At 40.7% G+C, this 17,531-nt stretch carries 14 protein-coding genes and 2 pseudogenes; 8 read left to right on the forward strand and 8 right to left on the reverse strand.

Annotated features, from left to right (window positions below):
* The first annotated feature begins 250 nt into the window (after positions 1-250).
* Together A587_RS0111770 and A587_RS0111775 are read left to right on the forward strand one after the other, a co-directional pair.
* Complete coding sequence (locus A587_RS0111770) at positions 251-1,126, forward strand: trypsin-like serine protease (RefSeq protein WP_223229984.1); 876 nt, start codon at positions 251-253, stop codon at positions 1,124-1,126.
* Positions 1,127-1,246: 120 nt separating this feature from the next.
* Complete coding sequence (locus A587_RS0111775; protein WP_017217763.1) at positions 1,247-2,059, forward strand: response regulator transcription factor; 813 nt, start codon at positions 1,247-1,249, stop codon at positions 2,057-2,059.
* A 107-nt stretch (positions 2,060-2,166) separates the two neighbouring features.
* Here the strand turns inward: A587_RS0111775 and A587_RS0111780 are convergent, their stop codons facing one another.
* The 3 genes from A587_RS0111780 to A587_RS0111790 are packed head-to-tail and all read right to left on the reverse strand — an operon-like array spanning position 2,167 to position 6,017.
* The gene (locus A587_RS0111780; RefSeq protein ID WP_017217764.1) at positions 2,167-3,255 is read right to left on the reverse strand and encodes an HlyD family secretion protein; all 1,089 of its coding nucleotides are present in this window, start codon (positions 3,253-3,255) and stop codon (positions 2,167-2,169) included.
* Positions 3,256-3,285: 30 nt separating this feature from the next.
* Entirely contained in the window at positions 3,286-4,614 is a 1,329-nt protein-coding gene (locus A587_RS0111785) for a glycosyltransferase family 2 protein (protein ID WP_017217765.1), read from the reverse strand.
* Positions 4,611-6,017, reverse strand: a complete 1,407-nt coding sequence (locus tag A587_RS0111790) for a diguanylate cyclase domain-containing protein (RefSeq protein ID WP_017217766.1) — start codon at positions 6,015-6,017, stop codon at positions 4,611-4,613. The genes A587_RS0111785 and A587_RS0111790 overlap by 4 nt, the downstream gene beginning before the upstream one ends.
* Before the next feature lie 244 nt (positions 6,018-6,261).
* Between A587_RS0111790 and A587_RS0111795 the strand changes: the two genes are divergently transcribed.
* Positions 6,262-8,082 (forward strand): hypothetical protein, encoded by a 1,821-nt coding sequence (locus tag A587_RS0111795; RefSeq protein ID WP_017217767.1) that lies wholly within the window; start codon positions 6,262-6,264, stop codon positions 8,080-8,082.
* A 297-nt stretch (positions 8,083-8,379) separates the two neighbouring features.
* Positions 8,380-8,748 carry a VOC family protein gene (locus A587_RS0111800; RefSeq protein WP_017217768.1) on the forward strand — a complete coding sequence of 123 codons (369 nt, stop codon included), beginning with the start codon at positions 8,380-8,382 and terminating at the stop codon, positions 8,746-8,748.
* Positions 8,749-8,929: 181 nt separating this feature from the next.
* Here the strand turns inward: A587_RS0111800 and A587_RS24505 are convergent, their stop codons facing one another.
* Together A587_RS24505 and A587_RS0111810 are read right to left on the reverse strand one after the other, a co-directional pair.
* Positions 8,930-11,071 (reverse strand): glutamate synthase-related protein, encoded by a 2,142-nt coding sequence (locus A587_RS24505; protein ID WP_017217769.1) that lies wholly within the window; start codon positions 11,069-11,071, stop codon positions 8,930-8,932.
* A gap of 12 nt (positions 11,072-11,083) precedes the next feature.
* Positions 11,084-12,823, reverse strand: coding sequence for a hypothetical protein (locus A587_RS0111810; RefSeq protein WP_017217770.1), 1,740 nt, complete (start codon positions 12,821-12,823; stop codon positions 11,084-11,086).
* Between the two features lie 411 nt (positions 12,824-13,234).
* Here A587_RS0111810 and A587_RS24025 point away from each other — a divergent pair.
* Positions 13,235-13,450, forward strand: a pseudogene (locus A587_RS24025) (cupin); the annotation flags it as partial.
* A gap of 211 nt (positions 13,451-13,661) precedes the next feature.
* Here A587_RS24025 and A587_RS0111820 read toward each other — a convergent pair.
* The 3 genes and pseudogenes from A587_RS0111820 to A587_RS0111825 all read right to left on the reverse strand — a co-directional run bounded on the left by A587_RS0111820 (position 13,662) and on the right by A587_RS0111825 (position 15,701).
* Entirely contained in the window at positions 13,662-14,555 is an 894-nt protein-coding gene (locus tag A587_RS0111820) for an alpha/beta hydrolase family protein (RefSeq protein WP_017217772.1), read from the reverse strand.
* A gap of 613 nt (positions 14,556-15,168) precedes the next feature.
* Positions 15,169-15,333, reverse strand: a pseudogene (locus A587_RS25270) (ACP phosphodiesterase); the annotation flags it as partial.
* Between the two features lie 11 nt (positions 15,334-15,344).
* Entirely contained in the window at positions 15,345-15,701 is a 357-nt protein-coding gene (locus A587_RS0111825; RefSeq protein ID WP_017217773.1) for a winged helix-turn-helix transcriptional regulator, read from the reverse strand.
* Between the two features lie 143 nt (positions 15,702-15,844).
* Between A587_RS0111825 and A587_RS0111830 the strand changes: the two genes are divergently transcribed.
* Genes A587_RS0111830 through A587_RS0111840 form a run of 3 tightly spaced genes read left to right on the forward strand, consistent with a single transcriptional unit; the run spans position 15,845 to position 17,364 of the window.
* Entirely contained in the window at positions 15,845-16,441 is a 597-nt protein-coding gene (locus tag A587_RS0111830) for an NAD(P)H-dependent oxidoreductase (protein ID WP_017217774.1), read from the forward strand.
* 9 nt (positions 16,442-16,450) lie between these two features.
* On the forward strand, positions 16,451-16,993 hold the full coding sequence (locus A587_RS0111835; protein WP_017217775.1) for a peroxiredoxin-like family protein: 543 nt from the start codon (positions 16,451-16,453) through the stop codon (positions 16,991-16,993).
* 8 nt (positions 16,994-17,001) lie between these two features.
* Positions 17,002-17,364 (forward strand): cupin domain-containing protein, encoded by a 363-nt coding sequence (locus A587_RS0111840; RefSeq protein ID WP_017217776.1) that lies wholly within the window; start codon positions 17,002-17,004, stop codon positions 17,362-17,364.
* Positions 17,365-17,531: the final 167 nt, after the last annotated feature.

Here is a 17,531-nt window from a genome sequence, read left to right on the forward strand (position 1 = left end):
ACAAACCTGATTGCACCTGTCATATTTCTTATCAATCATATTTCCCAACTAATTTGCAATATTTTTGGCGCTAAAAATTACAATAACCATTTGTTTTTATTTCTTTTAATCTGGTGATCGTACTGATATTTTTGAGGGAGAGAGTGTCGTATAAAAATAGGTATATTTATTAATGCATTGAAAAGAAAGTTTCAGTATGATGATTTATTGGCCACTTTGGAAATAATAACAACATAATAAATAAGGAATAATGATGAAATACCTTGCTATTTTTTTGCTCATGTTTGCCTCTTTTCAGAACCATGCGGTTGTCAAAAGACATGATGTTGACCCTGACTTGTATAAGGTTAACAGCATCCCGCAGTTTTATGTTGATATGCCATTCCAAGGTGGTTCGGTGTTAATCGATAAGCATTGGTTGTTGGCACCAGCTCACGTCATTTATACGTTTATGTATGACTACCAAGACAAACCTATCATGGTACATGGCGTTGAAAATCAAATTGCACAAATCATTATTCATCCGGATTACAAAAAGGTAGAAGGTGATTGGAGTGAAGGCGACCCGGCACCGCTTATGGAGCAGCTAAATAACGCCAAAGACATTGCATTAATTCGCTTAAGTAAGCCTGTGACACACATTCAACCCATCGCTATATATGAGGGAAATGAAGAGTTAGGCATGGAAATAACCGGGTTTGGTCGCGGCGCTATCGGAACGGGAATAACGGGTGAAGAGCACGACTCTGAGGGACCAAGCCTAACGACCTATGCATGGTATCAAGTCACCAAATTTTTCTCAGATTGGGCGTTCACTCAAGACGACTATCAAATGCATGTTTACAACAACGTGATCACAGAAGCAAAAGCCCACTGGCTCAGATTTACCTTCGAACAAGGAGCCGATGCGTTGCCATTAGAAGGCACTATAGGCTCTGGAGATAGTGGCGGCGCAGCAATCATTTATCAAGGCTCAACACCGGTATTGGTTGGATTAGCAGCGTGGCGAGAAATTGAAGGTGATTTGGAAAATTATACTTTAGGTAAATACGGTTCAACCGCAGTATTAACGCGTGTATCTTATTACCAAGATTGGATAAATAAGCATATCAATAAAGGCCAGTAACAAGTAAAGCGCGCCTAAAAAGCAGACCATAAAACGGTTGCTAAATTTACCAGCGTCTAATCTAGGCTAGTTTTTATTTGCTGTAAATTTCAACCGTCCATAGCTAGATGCGGAGGTTTTATGGATTACAAAAAATTGTTACCTAGTGAAAATTTATCCTCATTTATCAATTGCTTTTGGACATTGGAAATTACAGCAGATAAAAATGCCGCAAAGCAACGTATTGTCCCCGACGGCTGCATTGAGCTGGCCTTTATATTGGGCGACGATATTAAGCGCTATACATCAGAACATGAATACATACTGCAACCGCGGGCAATGGTACTTGGCCAAACCGTTTCGCCTTTTTATATTCAACCAACCGGATATGTTCACACCTTTGCAGCCAGCTTTTTTCCTTATGCCTTTTCCCACTTTATTTCGAAACCGATAAATAGCTTAAAAAATCAAGAAACATCGATTTACGAGCTATTTAAGCCAGATGAGGCCGCAAAGCTTGAAAGTGATATCATCCAAGCGCGAAACACAAGCCAAAGGATTGAGATTTTAGAGGCCTTTCTCCTTCACAAGCTCAGCGACCCGCGGACAATTGAGCACATTGTAAAAACAACGGTAGACATTATCTTTGCACAAAATGGCGATATATCGGTTAATGCAATCACCAAATCAAATCCCAACAAAAGGCGCCAACTAGAGCGGAAGTTTTTAGACCTTGTCGGTATTAGTCCAAAACATTTAAGTAAACTTGTACGCTTGCAAAGCGCTTTGACACTCCTCATAAATCGTGAAGACAATCTCACCAACATCGCGTACAAAAGCAATTATTATGATCAGTCTCACTTTATTAAGGACTTTAAAGCACTCACAGGGGTAAACCCGCGAGCGTTTCTCGATGACGAAAGCATGACGCTTTCACGGCTTTTCTATAAATAAAGAGGGTACAACACGCAGACTCCGTTACTAGCCCCTCTCGGCAAATCCCCCCTAGAATAGTGCCCACGTCGCGAAGCACTACCCGAACTTTGGGTCAATACTTATGCTTATCCCTTTGTCCACAGGTCCGAAATGCGGCTTACCGCCTGTCTTTCAAACAGTATCGTAACGGGTAACCCTTCAATTTGATATTCCGCGGGTAAACTTATTTTTAATATCAGCTTTAATGCTGCCTTTTGGCCTTCAAAAGGTCCTGACAACTGCGGTGGAATTTTGCTCGTTAGCTCAGTGTATTCATTAATGACCGCATCAAACCGCTTACCATTGGGCAATTTTACGACCGCTTTCTGCCCGATTTTTGAATACTCTAAATACTTAGGTGCGAGATACCCGTGTACTTTTACTGTTTTTTCAGTCACAACGGAGAACAATGGCTCATTAACCACAACATACTGACCCTCTTGGACAAATACATCATTCACCCTACCTGCAAACGGTGTATTAACTGTTAAACTTTGGTTTAATGCCGACAAACGTGCAAACTCGATTGTTAATTGTTGATAGCGCTGGCCTTTTAAGCCGTAAAGTCTTTCCATGTCTTGCCGCTCTTTCTCTCGTAAAATATCAACCTTAGTCTGCTCCAAATTAAGCTCAGCCGCATTTAGAGCTGCTACAGCACTAGCCAAGTTAGATACAGGTACAACCCCACGCTTTTGATACTCTTTATATTTATCCAGTAAATCTTGCTGTCGTTCCACGCCATGTTTTGCGACAGTCTTTCTCGTTTCTAGTTGACTTAGAATATCATCAGTAAATGGCGTTTTCTGTTGAGTTAATGAAAGCAGCTGTCGATTCACTTCTTGATATTGACCAGATAATTCAAAATTATATAGCTCTAGTAGCTTCTGATCTTGTTTTACTAATTCTCCCAGCAACACTTCTACCTTCTCGACTGTGCCACTGCTAGGGGCACTGATCACCAAAGGCTCGCTGGTAACTATACCTACAGCTTCAACTTTGAACTGAGGGACAAGGTAAAACCAAGCAAGAATACACACAGGGCTAAATGCAATAACCAGTAATAAATACCATCTAAATTGATAAGACACTCTTTTTGGCCCTGTATAAGGGATTTTAATACCGTGCTCTTGGGTGGGATGATCAACTTTAGTCGACCCTTTAAATTTAAGTTTCATATGCATACCTATTGAAATATGTTCAAAGGTTTAAAACTTCTCGCCGCGTTTAAGCACCCACCATGGTGCCATACTTGTCTCTTCGTGAGAGCGTCGCACGAGTTCGTTCAATAAAGCAAAACAACATACTGTTCTCATAAAAAATGCATATATTGGATATAGAGGGAGCCAAAAGGCCAGTTTTAAGTCTTGCTTGGGCCTCTCGGAAATACTGACTAAAACCAGAAAGTAGAAATAGCTGATGGTGAATAGATATAAGCCATAGATTACGATGAATAGCGCTAATGCAAATTGCCACGGGAATAAGAGCAGCACTGCGACAGAGTGAATTAAAATCACGAATGGCAGAATAACATTTTGAATGTAGCCATAAAGAAGTGTAAAAATAAAACTCTTCCAGCCAAGTAATTTAGGTGTAAATGCTGGCCAGTGTTTTCTTAGATATAGAAATAGTAAATCTCCATCCCAACGTAAGCGTTGTTTTATCAAATCTCCTATTGTACTTGGCGCATCGGTATGTGCGATTGAAGCAGTTGCATAGGGCACCTCCATATTTGGGTAGCGTCGAAAATATTGTTTGATCCGTACAGTCAAATCTAAATCTTCTGCTGTATGCGTGTCCCAACCACCGATTTGCTTCAAAAAATCGCGTCGAAATGCCCCAAATGCACCAGATATATTGTTGATCATGTTACATTGCGCTAATCCAGTCTTTCCGCCTTGCATGGAGACCAGGTATTCTATCGCCTGCATTTTTGTCCACATAGATTTATCTACATTTCGAACTCGTAGCGCCCCACCGACAGCTGGCACATCTGGATTTTCAAATAAGCGTACCAAATGGGATAACATATCATTGTCAAAGGAGGTATCAGCATCAACATTGACGATAATTTCACCTGTGGCAAAAGACAAACCAGCATTTAATGTTGATACTCGCCCTCCCCTTTGCCATTTAGGTAAGAGAACAATATTACGACTTGGTCGATTAAATACTCTCTTACAATATTTGGCAGCCTCATAGGTATGGTTGTTTTGTACAGCACCATCAATTACTGCAATAATTTCAATTTTCCCGGGGTAGGTTTGTTCCATTAGTGAAATAATGGTTTGTTTAACGGCCTCTCCCTCGCTGTAACAAGTAATAATGCAGCTTACATTGGGTAGATAGTGGCTCGCAGTAGACTCATAAGTGCTTTTTAATTTTAGCCATTTACAAATTCCAAAGGTAATGAGAATAAAAAGCGGGAGCTCGTAGGCTAAGTAAAGTGGAATAAATAAAACCAACAACGATAAGTAACTTTGCACCCAAACAACAATTTGCATGGTTAGATACTCTAATAATGAAATCAGGTTCATAGCTCTACTCCAGTATGTTCATTAAACGCATCGTCAAGCCAATTGCCTACTTCACTCATCAAAACAGCAGAGGGCAAACCTACGGCACGTATCGATAGCGCAATATCTCCACCCGATTTCAATGCGCTGATCCCTTTTAATTTAGTATAAATAGAATCCAACTGGCTTAGAGTTGTATTCGGTAACAGCAGCAATAACGTATGTTCACCAGCTAAACAGCAAATATCGGTTGTTCTAATCGTTTCATTTATACGACTTTCAAATTCATCTAATAACTGTATAGCACGCAGTTCACCAAAACTTTCTATGAAGGAGAGTAAGTTACGCAGCTCTACTCTGACTATAGAGTGCTGTTGTTGATGGCGTATTCCCAACTGATTTTGCCACTTAACGAGCCATTCAAAGTGAGCATAGTCAACTGCTTCAGCCCCGGGTAAGTGAACATTATTAAAGCGATCTCCCAACTTTATTAGACTTTTTCCTGCCTGAGATATACCAAAGCTGTGAATATTCTGAATAATTAAATCGTCTACACTATTGCATTCATTACAACTAAAGCAGTTAGCAATCACTTCTGCATCAACGAAGCTACTATGACACTGATTGCACTTTTGGTTTTCAATGGGACGGTCGTAATCAACACCAATATGACGAAGCCGAGTACTACAGTTAGGGCAACTTAACCCTACGCCATGTTTAAATTTAGCCTCTTCATTTACATGACCGCAATTAAAGCAATGTAAACTTGTGACTAACTCAATATCAATGCTCTGACAGCTAGGACAAGCATCAACGTAATTTAAATGACCAGACCGACAACTTCGGCAGAAGCGAACTCGGTCGATTAGTTGTTTTGGTTCGATAACCTTTCGTCTTCGAATACCTGACAACCAAGTAAAGATCTCCTGTGGCGCTACGCCAAAGCTTTCTAGGAGGGGATAGGAATAAATACTCTTAATGCCCGAATCATGACTTGGCATCACCTCTGCATCTTTAAAAATCCATAAGTAGGCCAACAGCTTCGTCATCGTTGATTCAATTGACTCATGACCTATTGCTAAACGATTGCTTCGCTGGAGAAATAGCTGATACTCGTGAACACATTGCGCATTCCAAACACCATTAGCTAGTACAGCCGACAACTTACATTGGTTTGTAACGCATATATAACTGCACCATAAATACTCATGACTTCGCAGAGCCATTAAAACCCGACTCTGCTGAGCTACATCCGCACCTAGAACGATTAGCACAATTTGGGCGTTGCTCTCGATCCGTTTCATTAAGTCATCTAGAGTGGAAAAAACAGAAAACTTAATGTTGTCAAAGCTTTTATCTGACGTACAACCATTACCCAACCAAACATACGTTGAGCCTTTTACTTCACTATCAAAACTCGACATTTCAACCTCACTTCAACGAGTTGAACAAACTCTTACTCCGATAATTGCAATAATTTTAAACGTTTAGCTCCACTCCAGCGTTTATTACAGTTCCATTACTAATCCTTTCTCATTAATATGCAATTTTATTAACGAAACATACATACAAAAATACTATATAAAAATTCAAAAAAACGAAATAGTATAAAAAACGAACAATCATTCACCCAAACTTTACACTAACTAATAATTTAAGGCTATAAAAATGGTAAGCATACATAAGGTAGTTACACTACAGCTAGTGGGTTTAGCAATATTAGCTTTACCTCCTCTTACACATGCAGCAATGAGTGACGACAGTGCCTGCATTGTTAGTCGGCAGACACAAGAATCATATTGTTTGAAAGCTGGTGAACGCTCAGGGTATTCATTACCTGACTACATTTACAACCATGAAGTCGATGTGATTGCTCCGCCAGGATTGGGGGTAATGCTAAGTGACTGGGATAATTTATCTTACAATCGCATCGCAACATTTACTGGATACACAAACAATGCCCAACTACAAAGGGTCACAGCGAAAGATGGTCAAGAGTTAGACTTCTCTCACCCTCGCTCCATGAGGGTTGTAAGTACACAATCCCAACCCCAAGCTTGTATCCGTAGCCTAGATACTGGCGATAAGTTCTGCTTAGAAGCAGGACAGAGATCAGGATATAGCCTACCTAACTACATCTACGGGCATGCAGTAGAAGTGATAGCGCCACCAGGACTAGGTGTGGTGCTAAGTGACTGGGATAATTTATCTTATAACCGACTAGCAACATTTACTGGATATACAAAAAACGGTCGGTTAATGAATGTACAAGCTCGAAATGGCGAAATGCTTAACTTTTCTACTCCTCGATCCATGTCTGTAATTAACGTTGATAGTCCAAAACAAGCGTGTATTAAAAGTTTAAAAACGGGGGAGCTATACTGCTTGCAAGCAGGTGAAACCTCAGGTTATTCACTGCCTAGCTATATTTACCGACATGAGGTTGAAGTTATAGCACCAGAGGGATTAGGTGTCGTACTCAGTGACTGGGATAATTTGTCTTATAACCGCATAGCCACATTCACAGGTGATGTCAGTAATAATATGCTCGAGAACAATCTTGCAAAAAATGGGGATTATCTTGATTTCTCGGCCCCCCGCTCCATGAAAGTAATTAGTGTCGCCCCCAAAGTAGAGTTCACAAGTATTGAAAGCGTAACGGCGACTTCTGTTCCGTATAGCAACGAATTTATCTTTAAAGTCAATTTCACAGAGGAAAGTCTTGGCACTGAACAATTGAACATCCAATTCCAACATGAGTTGAAAAATGCAAAAGAGCAATATACATCGATTGTATATATCAGCTTTGATGGTGGAGCTACTTGGCCTAACATCTTAGATGTGTCAGACCTTGCAGATATCTCCATTCCTAAAGGCACACAAAGTATATGGATTAAAGGTTTATTATTGCCAAATGCACAACAAGGAGAAAAATTAACACTGCAAGCATGGTTCAGTCGTGCTGAGACAGACTATTACAGAGCCACTCTTGATTTAAGTGAATTTATTGCAATGAACTCTAGTCGTGTCTCTCATATCAAGACTATCTCAAGAAGTTATCAAGGGCAGAGAAATGACACAGGAAAAGAATGTATCATTAAAAAGATCTTTAAACTTGAGAATGTACCGGGCTATTGCACTCAAGCTGCTGAAGGAGACATAGTGACAAGCAAGGTTTTCTTTGACAACCCAACGACTTCACAGACGCATCTCTTCGTTCAATTCGTTAACGGAACTGCAAAAAAAGATACTGATATCCGATCTATACAAGTGACGGTTTCTTACAAAGATTATAACGAGAAGTACACGCTGAAAGTTAATTTAAAAGACTTTAAGGTCTTAAATCTACCGGAGGGTGTAGAGCAAGTTCGTTTCTCATACCGAGTATACAAAGATAATGTCTCTGAGGATGCTGAGTATTTATCATTTAAAGCTTGGACCATAAACGATGACGTAAACTACAGCCAAATCACCATTTCTGAAAATTAAGATCTAACCATTATTGCTACCCAAGGAGCGTATTTTTGGGTAGCAATAGGTTTATTGCCATGTTGCAGCTGATATGTAATCCCTTCACCAAAAGGCGACTACAACGATAACAAAGACGCTTCAATTTATGCACTAATTGAAATTGACACTGCCGATGCTGTCGCTTTTTTACAATTGATTGCTGCCCACTCACTCTATCTTACAACAGTACTCGTTAAACCCTACACGAGTCCATCAATCTCAGGGCTAGTCACACCATGTGCTGGCAGCCACACATAAGAAAATAAGGATGGCAACATGCATAACTTCGCATCAATTTTTGAAATTCCAGCAACCGATTTAACGCGTGCCGTAAAATTCTACAGCAACATTTTCACTGTCACGATTGAAATCATTGATATACCTGAAATGACAATGGCACTCTTCCCGTACGAAGGGCAATCTACCGTAGGTGTGATTGTTCAAGGCGAAGGCTACACTCCTTCCAGCACTGGCGTTACTCTGTATTTAAACGCGGGTGAAGACTTACAGCAAGTGCTATCGAAAGTAGAAGAAAGCGGTGGAAAAATACTGACCCCCAAAACCCCACATGCAGACGAAAGCGGCTTTTTCGCGTTATTTTTAGATACAGAAGGCAATCGATTAGGCCTGCACTCACCAAAGTGAACGTAAGGATAAATTATCCGGAAATCTGTGCTTAAATTTCTGTGAAATTGACATATTGCAAAAAATCCCACAATTTGGGGTTCTAGGGATTTTCCCTTCGAAAGTAACATAGAACCCCTCTAATACTAATTAGCTGGTGACATTACCTGTTAAAACAAATACATATGCCAACAAAAAGTTATTACTTTCCAACATATCTTAGGGCCAACCTAAAGCTTTTAAAGTTGGCTGCGGGTCCATTCGGATCTGAACCACTGTGTTGTTCGCTTCCAAAGAAACCGTGATAGTATCCCCCCCGCAAATAGATATCTTGACTAGAAAAGTCGTTGGTCATGGTAAAGTCGTAAATATAGCTATAAAGATCGTACAAACCATAAGCATTAGGTGGCGCTATTGTGCCAACTCTAAGCATATAATTGCTATGGGCCTGTGCTGGAGACATACCAGATAACTCCTTGCCTTGTTTGTTCAATGGCAGAGGGCCGGAATAATATTGTGTTGTAGTACCTGCACGGCAAGCATGGATCCATTCTTCTACACTTGGCAAAGAAACTTCCCAACCGGTGCCCACCAGATCACTATTCAATTTTGCAGCAAAATCAACACACTCTTGACGGGTTACTTTATTCACTGGGTTATCATCAAGTTTAAACTCACTTGGTGTTGTACCTGTCACTCGCTGCCATTCTATTTGACTAATCTGAAATTTCCCTACGTAATAAGGTTCCAAATGGGAAGAATACGTATTTCCCCCTCCAACGGGTGGTACCAACCGCATTAATGCTCCAACACCTAAGGTATTCAGGACTATTTCTAACGGGTAACCTGCTTCAACATACTGTTTTTGTGTTAAATAGGCCTGTTCACTGCCGCTCGCTAATGTCACACCTTTACACAGTTGCTCAAAGCTTTCCAACTGTTTGACAGCAGATATTTTTATTTTGCTCTGACTGATTAGGTCATGTAAAGCCAGCTTACCCGCACTATCGGGTAATTCAACCGGAGTAAAATCGTTTGTAATTCCGGCATAAGCAATACCGGTTAATTCCGATATTTCTTTATGCCAGGTGGTTAAGTCGTCCATGGAAAACTGACTTAATGAATTGTGACCACAGGCTCTTGCCATAATTTGCATAAGGTGTGTACTGGCATAAAAGAAACTATCGAGATCATCCGCTCTATTAGCTATGTTCAGTTTATTAACCAGATTTTGATCCTGAGTAGCAATGCCTGCCGGGCAGTTACCTGAATTACAAATTCTTGCGCCAACACAACCTATTGCCTGCAGCACACTGTTTGATAAAGCAATACCATCCGCTCCCAGCGCCATAGCTTTGATAAAATCAGCCGGGACCCTTAGCCCACCTGTAATGATTAGGGTTACTGAATCTGAGGCTCCCTTTTTTATTCCCTGGGCATCAAGATAATTTCTTGCTCGGGCTAGCGCAGGAATAGTTGGAACAGAAATATGATCTCTAAATATATTGGGTGCAGAACCTGTACTACCACCTCGGCCATCAAGGATGATGTAATCAGCAGTGGCATCCAAAGCAAACTGAATATCACGTTCAATATGGTTTGCGCTGATTTTAAAACCAATGGGCACGCCATCCAGCCCTTCCCTTATCAGGTCAGCAAAGTCTTTGAATTCACCCGGACTTGTAAAGTCCTCGTAGGTAGGAGGAGAGATTGCTGTTTGGCCTTCTGCAATATGACGCACCTCAGCAATCTCTTTGGTAACTTTAGCGCCTGGTAAATGACCGCCGGTACCCGTTTTGGCGGCTTGTCCGCCTTTAAAATGGAAGGCTTTAACTTTGCCGTTATATTTTTCAAAAAATTCTGCTTCTTTACCTGGTTTAATACCGTTTCGAGCAGTCCCCATTTCAAACAGGTAACGATTATTGGCGGCCAGTTCCTCTGCCAGTATTCCTCCTTCGCCAGAGCAAATGCCAGTACCTGCGTAGTTTGCTCCTTTAGCTAACGCTATTTTAGCGTTTTTTGATAAGGCACCATAACTCATGTCTGAAACAAACATGGGTATATCCAACACTAATGGGCTTTTAGCTCTGGGACCAATAACCAGCTGAGTATTGACAGTTTCTCCGTCAAATAGCGGCTTTTTTGCGAGTTGGGCAGTTAACAACTGAATATCGTCCCACTTAGGTAAGGTATTTTTGGGAACCCCCATTGAAGTATTGGGGCCGTGATTGATATGGCCTGACTCATCTGACGCAAGCTCTCGACCGAGTTCAATCAGTTCTATTATGTCAGCTCGTTTATCTTCAATACTGCTTTTGATCTGTCTTTTTAATTCGGTATCCATATCTTTACCCCTTTATTTTGCACGCAAGTATTCTGTTAGAACGGCTTTTACATCATCGGGAAACTGCCCACTTGGCGGCATAGGGTTGACGGTTTCATATAAACGGTTAATGATCCGCTCGCGTATTTCAAGCCGCTTAAAGTCGGTTTCCGTGACCAATCTAGGTGAAGCCATATCGCTGGTATGGCAGAAGCTACAATGGTCCTGGAGATATTTAAGCGGTTGTTCTTTTACCCTGGTCATGGTCCAGTGTTCGTCCCATGAACAGTTATTGTCTTTCGCAGAACAACCTTTGATGTGTTTTATCGCCTTGATATAACGAGCAATGCTTTGTTTCTCGCGCTCGGCGTTTCGTTCAGCCACTGAATCATGCTCAAGATTAAGCGGCAGTAACCCATCGGTTAGTACTTTCTTGTCGTGAAAGCCTTCGTTTCTCAATGACTTGGAAACATTACTTAAGTAAAGTTTTGAGCGAATGTGATACTTTTTAACATCAGCTGGGTTTAGCTGCCCAAGTACAAAGCCTGCGTGCACAAATCGATCGCCGTAGTCAGCATTACCGATGGCATGACAAACGGTACAGGGCTTGGCTTCTTCGTCCATTAATCGCATCGGGTGATTCCATTCATTCTTCTTCAAGTTTTTATAATACCCATCTTCGGTGTCAAAACCTTCAAATTGAGCTAACTCATCTATATAAGCTGCAAGCTCTCCTTTCTGATCAAACGGTGATATAGGATCGTACAACATACCGGGCCGACGCTTTGGAATAACACTTTCACACTTGGTATTTAGGCGCTCGCGACGAGGCATATTTTCCCTAGCCGCTTCACATTCCTTTATGCTGTTGTAATGCTGTGAGCAGGATTGAGTTTTAGGATCAACAGCGCAGGCAACAGGCTCTGTAAAAGGAAAACGTACAAATGGTCCCTGAGAATGACAGCCGACACAACCACCAACAGGTAATGACCAATGTTTGACCGACTCGGGATCAAAGTCGGTGAAATTTGGTGGTGGAATTTCCTTACCGGTAACTAGAGGAATAGCCGCTTTATTTTTAATCTCTTCTCTAGTTTTTCCAGTTTTTTCATCCACTGAAGTTAAGGTCCATTTCCCCTTAACTTCCGCTTCTAATGTTGGCTGACCAGCAAAAAAACAGGTTTTCCCAGTATCTCGGTTGTAGCCTATCATGCCAAGCTCGTTATAAAGATGTGGATCATCCATTATCTTGTTGTTTTTTCTACATATATAAACCCAGTCAACTTTATTACCATTAGCCAATACATTATTAATGTATTTAATTCTGTCACCGGGAACACAGCCAACATTTTTCATATCGCGGAATATCGCACTGGGTTTGTCACAAGTGGTAATATCAGCAAAACCACTGCTATTAAAACTGACTTGCTCACTTCCACTACCAAACCTTGGAATGCTTGCCGGCGTGTTGTGGCGGTTTAGAGAAACAACAGAGCCGTCTGCCATGGTTCTGGTCATGGGGATCGGCTGAGCCAACGTGCAATCAACCTTTTCAACAGGAATTTGACCAAGCTCTTCTTCACAAATTTCAAAGTACTTTTTGTTAATCAAAACTTCGATAGTGGTTGGCTCTGGTCGCCTTTTGGTTATAGGGTCACCCTGCCCCGAATATATATACCCATCAGGTAATTGTTGAGTACTGTTAGCCTCTTTTGCAACGACGAAAAAGCTAAGACATGAGAGAAATAAAATAACTTGGACTACATTTACCATAACAAACCGCCCCTGATTAACGGCCAACGAACTGTTGACCGCAATGACTAACAAATATATAAAAAAATTAACACAAGGCCGTTCATGATGATATTACATAGTATTACATTCAAGCTGACTTGAAATTCGTTGGGAGAGCCGCAATTATCTTGTTCTGCTTGATTGGCTTTGCAGAAGATAACCTCCCATTTCAGTCATATCTGGACTTCCAAACTTGAATATCGATATATAGCTAGATGGGGTTCGATGTTAATTTAGAAGGGGAAATCCCTAGATTCACATTTTGATGTGATAAAAGGCATCTTTTTCGACGTGTATCAAAGGTAAACGCCCCCGAATTACTCCGCTCCAAGGTAAACTTAGCCAAAACCCAACCTAGTTTGCGAGTACACTCGACTTATAAACTAACATTCTGATCAGCCTTATAAGTGGCATGTTAATGACGGTGAAGAAGTCTTTGTCGTGTTAGATGGCGAGGTTGACATGTTTTACAAAGAGAATGACGTTGAGCAATCAGCCCTGTTGCAAACTGGTGATATTTTTAATGCTTCAATTGGCACTGAGCATGTTGCCCATCCTCGTGGCGAGGCGAGAATTTTGGTCATAGAATCAGAAGGTAGCGTATAAGGTTTGGGTCGGTGTTAAACATCAATATCCGTTAAACTGGACAAGTCTAAACTTGAACTGTCAAAAGCGGAGATTCATTTAGGGTGCTCATAAAGTCGACCTAGCAGCAAGAGAGCTCAGTGACGCTCGGCATAGCCGCTTCGTCACATTTGAGCCATTAGTAAACTACGCTCTTCTATTTGATCAACATCAGCAAAACAACAATTACGAATTAGTGGGAAAAATTATTTTGCTTTATCCATTGTATCGCAATATCTAGAGGCTCTGCTTTATTAGTATTGTGGCCTAGCGATGGAAATAATACATATTCAAAAGGCTTGCCTTTAGCTTTCATCCTATTCAGTTGCTCGATACACATTTTGACTGGGACTTGTATGTCCTGCTCTCCGAAGAGCCAGAGCCCAGGTATCGATAAAGAATTCAAAGAAATTTTCGGGTCAGTTGCTTTAAAATCATATCTGTCAGGATCATGTAAAGTATGTTCACGCGATTCTTCATCAGTATGAGTTTCCCAAAAGTCTTCTCTACCATTTGTATAAAACTGAAATCTAAGTTGTTCCAGAGTCGTGATTGTAGGGCTACTAAAGAGAACCATAAACTCTACTGATTGATTATTGAGTGCGGCAATTGGAATAATCCAACCAGCCTGACTCGCGCCAATAAGTCCAACCGATAACTCTTTGTCATAACCATGAACCACATCTACCGCAGCACTTGCATCTTTCGCAAGTAAAGTTAAATTATCAACACTTATATTATTGGTTCCCACCTGAGGCCCTACGTAAACGCCACCAGATTCACCAACACCGCGCTTATCATATGTCAAAACTAGTAAGCCTTTCTTAGCCAATGACTGTGCTAACTTAGTCATGCGTGGGACAGGATCAGAGCCGTGCACTAATACTACCGCAGCTCGTGCATCTTTAGGTATATACATGCTCCCTGATAATTCTACACCTTCGCTTTCAAAAACGACCTCTTCTACAATAGTAACGTCATTTGATTGGGGTTTTTCTTCGTTGAGAGTGTGACTTTGGTCTCTATTGTTTGTAGTACAACCTGACGCAAAAATTAGTAAAAACAAAAAATATCCGAGGTTTCTCATTTTTTAATCCATAATGAAATTAAAGAAACCTTGAGACAGCAAGGTTTGCGCCAACATAAAAACCAATAATTTCATAATGTTAACATTCTCACTTTCGACTAGATTACTCAATAGAACCACTAATTAGTCATATTGACCACCTATTGAAAACCCGTGTGAAATTGGTCGTTTTTTGAAAATGTAAGCCCATGCCTAAATGAACTACACGAAGGGATATTTTGAATGCCTGTTCATTGCTCAAATCTGACCCTTAGTTCATTTATGTTAACGGATTTTGTAGCATAAATGAGTTAGTTGAACACCTGCTATGCAGCATCGAAGACTCTCCCAAGAAGAGCGCCGACAGTCTAAAATTCGCTCTTAGCAGCCATAACTCCCCTTCAAAACTGCATGGTTAGATGTCAGCGACGACAATTAAACCCACTATCGCCTTGAGTTTTTGCAAACCACTACACCTCACTCAAATACTGGATCATCCGTCCTGAGCGCTTCTCTTCTTTAAAGTCACAACTGGTTAAACGATATTGAACGAAGTTATCTGTTAAGCAGCGGGTGTCGTGGATATCGCCAAGTAGGAACACTCGGCAATCGCCGCTTGCTAATTGTGATGGGTGTCAGTTATTTTTGTATGGTTATCTATAAATTTATCGACTAGATAATGATTATCCAATGCCTTTTTCACTGTGAGTGGCAAGTTTTTTACATGCCTTGTTCCGCCAAAATCGCCAAGCAGATTTCCAAAATAAGAATCTGCATTGGGCTGTGCTAAATAATTCAAAGTAGCTACTGTTAAATTTGATGGGACTCTGACCAGATCCTGAGTTCATCTAAAATACTCAGTGCGGTTTTGCCAAAATCGGTTAATTCATAAGTTACAGCGACAGGTCTGTCACTTATCACTTTTCTACGAACCATCCCTTCACTTTCTAGTTCCTTTAGGCGTTGGTCGACCATTTTTTTGCTGGCACCGCCAAGCATACGGGTTAAGTCATTAAACCTTACAGGTTCATCTTTAAGGTGATAAATAATGGAACCTTTCCACTTTCCGCCAATTAAACGCATGCCTTTTTCGATAGCACAGGGTTCAGTGCATGCATTTAAAACTTTTTTTCTACCTTTACTGTCTGTTTTTACGACACTTTCCATCAGTTTTCCTAAAAAACAACTAGGTTACTAAAAGTATACTAATTGATAACTTAAATCAGGTTACTAAAATATACCACACATTGATTGAGTAGGAGAGTGTCTCTCTTACTTATTTTTGCTGAAATTTAGTTTGGAGTTGTTTTATGAGCACTACTGATCTTAAAAACGTATTAATTATTAATGCCCACCAATATTACCCATTCTCTGAAGGTAAGCTAAATGCAGCCTTGATTGATAAGGCAATAACCATGCTGGAAGATAAAGGTTATAACACGCGCGTAGTAACAATGAGTGACGGGTACGATGTGGAGGAGCAATTAGCACTTCATCAATGGGCAGACATTGTATTTTTGCAAACACCAAGCAATTGGATGGGCGTGTCTTGGTCATTCAAAAAGTATATGGATGAAGTATACACAGCAGGCATGGGAGGAGCTTTATGTGTTGGCGACGGTCGCACAGCAGAATCACCAAAGAAAAACTATGGTAAGGGCGGCACGTTAACCAACACCAAATACATGATGTCTCTCACCTTTAATGCGCCGGAAGAAGCCTTTAATGATCCAGAAGAATTCTTCGATGGGAAATCAATCGACGATTTAATGTTCCCTATGCACATGAACTTCAAGTTCTTTGGAATGAAGCCAATGGAAACATTTGCGTGCTTTGATGTGATGAAAAACGCAGATGTTGAAAACGACTTCAAACGTTTCGAAACGCACATTAACAAGCATTTTTAAGGAACAGTCATGAGCATTGATTATACCAATAAGCTTCATGCAGGTTCAGACTTTCCTGCAATTGAAACCAAACTTCTAAATGGTGATATTAAAAAGTTGTCTACGCCTGAAAATGGTTTGGATTGGAAGATGGTTGTTGTTTACCGAGGGCAGCATTGCCCACTTTGTACTCGCTACTTAAACCAGTTAGAAAGTGCGAAAGACCAACTCGCTCAAACAGGCGTAGATTTGATAGCCGTTTCTGGTGACAGTAAAGAACAACTCGAAAGTCATATGGAAAGACTTAATGTGACTTTCCCTATCGCATACGGTCTTACTGTTGAACAAATGCAAGAACTTGGGTTGTTTATATCAGATCCAAGATCGCCTGAAGAAACTGATCATCCATTTGCTGAGCCGGGGCTATTTGTTGTCAATAATGAAGGAAAAGTTCACGTAGTAGATATTTCAAACAACCCGTTTGTAAGACCTGAACTTCAGTCATTGATTAGTGGCTTAGGTTGGATACGAAATCCTGCAAACAACTACCCTATTCGTGGTATGCATAAATAGGAATTCCTATGAAAAAGGTTGTATTTACAGCTGTTACTTCAGTCCTATTGTTTGGAAATGCGTTTGCACAAGACAAGAAGGTCGAGGCTGCACACATTGCATCTCCAAACCAATATCAACTACTGCTAGAGAACGAAGAGGTTACTGTACTTAAAATGACACTCAAACCAGGGGAACAGGATAACTGGCATAAACACAATGCTGAGACTGTTTACTTCGAAAAAGGTGGCAAGGCGACGATAACAACGAGTGAAAAAGACATGACCTTGGAGATCCCGGATGGCTACGTGATGTGGCATGACCAATGGGAACATCAAGTTAAAAATGTTGGTGACACAACAATCACCGCAATTATCGTGGAGAAGAAATAATCATGTCAAAGACACAAATAAACATTGATATCGTTTCTGATGTGGTTTGTCCTTAGCGTGTAATTGACTATGGTCGCTTAAAAGCAAATCGCTGACACCCACCACTAATTATTATAGTGATGGGGGTCACTTATTTTCTCTTGCTCCCGATAAGGGGGAGGAGTCCA

The organism is Pseudoalteromonas sp. NJ631 (assembly GCF_000276645.1).
GTDB lineage: Bacteria > Pseudomonadota > Gammaproteobacteria > Enterobacterales > Alteromonadaceae > Pseudoalteromonas > Pseudoalteromonas piscicida.

Excerpts from the sequence above, each read along its gene's own strand:
- A587_RS0111785 (WP_017217765.1), bottom strand. The coding sequence starts at position 4,614 with ATGAACCTGATTTCATTATTAGAGTATCTAACCATGCAAATTGTTGTT.
- A587_RS24505 (WP_017217769.1), bottom strand. The coding sequence starts at position 11,071 with ATGGATACCGAATTAAAAAGACAGATCAAAAGCAGTATTGAAGATAAA.
- A587_RS0111775 (WP_017217763.1), top strand. The coding sequence starts at position 1,247 with ATGGATTACAAAAAATTGTTACCTAGTGAAAATTTATCCTCATTTATC.
- A587_RS0111770 (WP_223229984.1), top strand. The coding sequence starts at position 251 with ATGATGAAATACCTTGCTATTTTTTTGCTCATGTTTGCCTCTTTTCAG.
- A587_RS0111810 (WP_017217770.1), bottom strand. The coding sequence starts at position 12,823 with ATGGTAAATGTAGTCCAAGTTATTTTATTTCTCTCATGTCTTAGCTTT.
- A587_RS0111830 (WP_017217774.1), top strand. The coding sequence starts at position 15,845 with ATGAGCACTACTGATCTTAAAAACGTATTAATTATTAATGCCCACCAA.
- A587_RS0111790 (WP_017217766.1), bottom strand. The coding sequence starts at position 6,017 with ATGTCGAGTTTTGATAGTGAAGTAAAAGGCTCAACGTATGTTTGGTTG.
- A587_RS0111825 (WP_017217773.1), bottom strand. The coding sequence starts at position 15,701 with ATGGAAAGTGTCGTAAAAACAGACAGTAAAGGTAGAAAAAAAGTTTTA.
- A587_RS0111835 (WP_017217775.1), top strand. The coding sequence starts at position 16,451 with ATGAGCATTGATTATACCAATAAGCTTCATGCAGGTTCAGACTTTCCT.
- A587_RS0111820 (WP_017217772.1), bottom strand. The coding sequence starts at position 14,555 with ATGAGAAACCTCGGATATTTTTTGTTTTTACTAATTTTTGCGTCAGGT.
- A587_RS0111800 (WP_017217768.1), top strand. The coding sequence starts at position 8,380 with ATGCATAACTTCGCATCAATTTTTGAAATTCCAGCAACCGATTTAACG.
- A587_RS0111780 (WP_017217764.1), bottom strand. The coding sequence starts at position 3,255 with ATGAAACTTAAATTTAAAGGGTCGACTAAAGTTGATCATCCCACCCAA.
- A587_RS0111795 (WP_017217767.1), top strand. The coding sequence starts at position 6,262 with ATGGTAAGCATACATAAGGTAGTTACACTACAGCTAGTGGGTTTAGCA.
- A587_RS0111840 (WP_017217776.1), top strand. The coding sequence starts at position 17,002 with ATGAAAAAGGTTGTATTTACAGCTGTTACTTCAGTCCTATTGTTTGGA.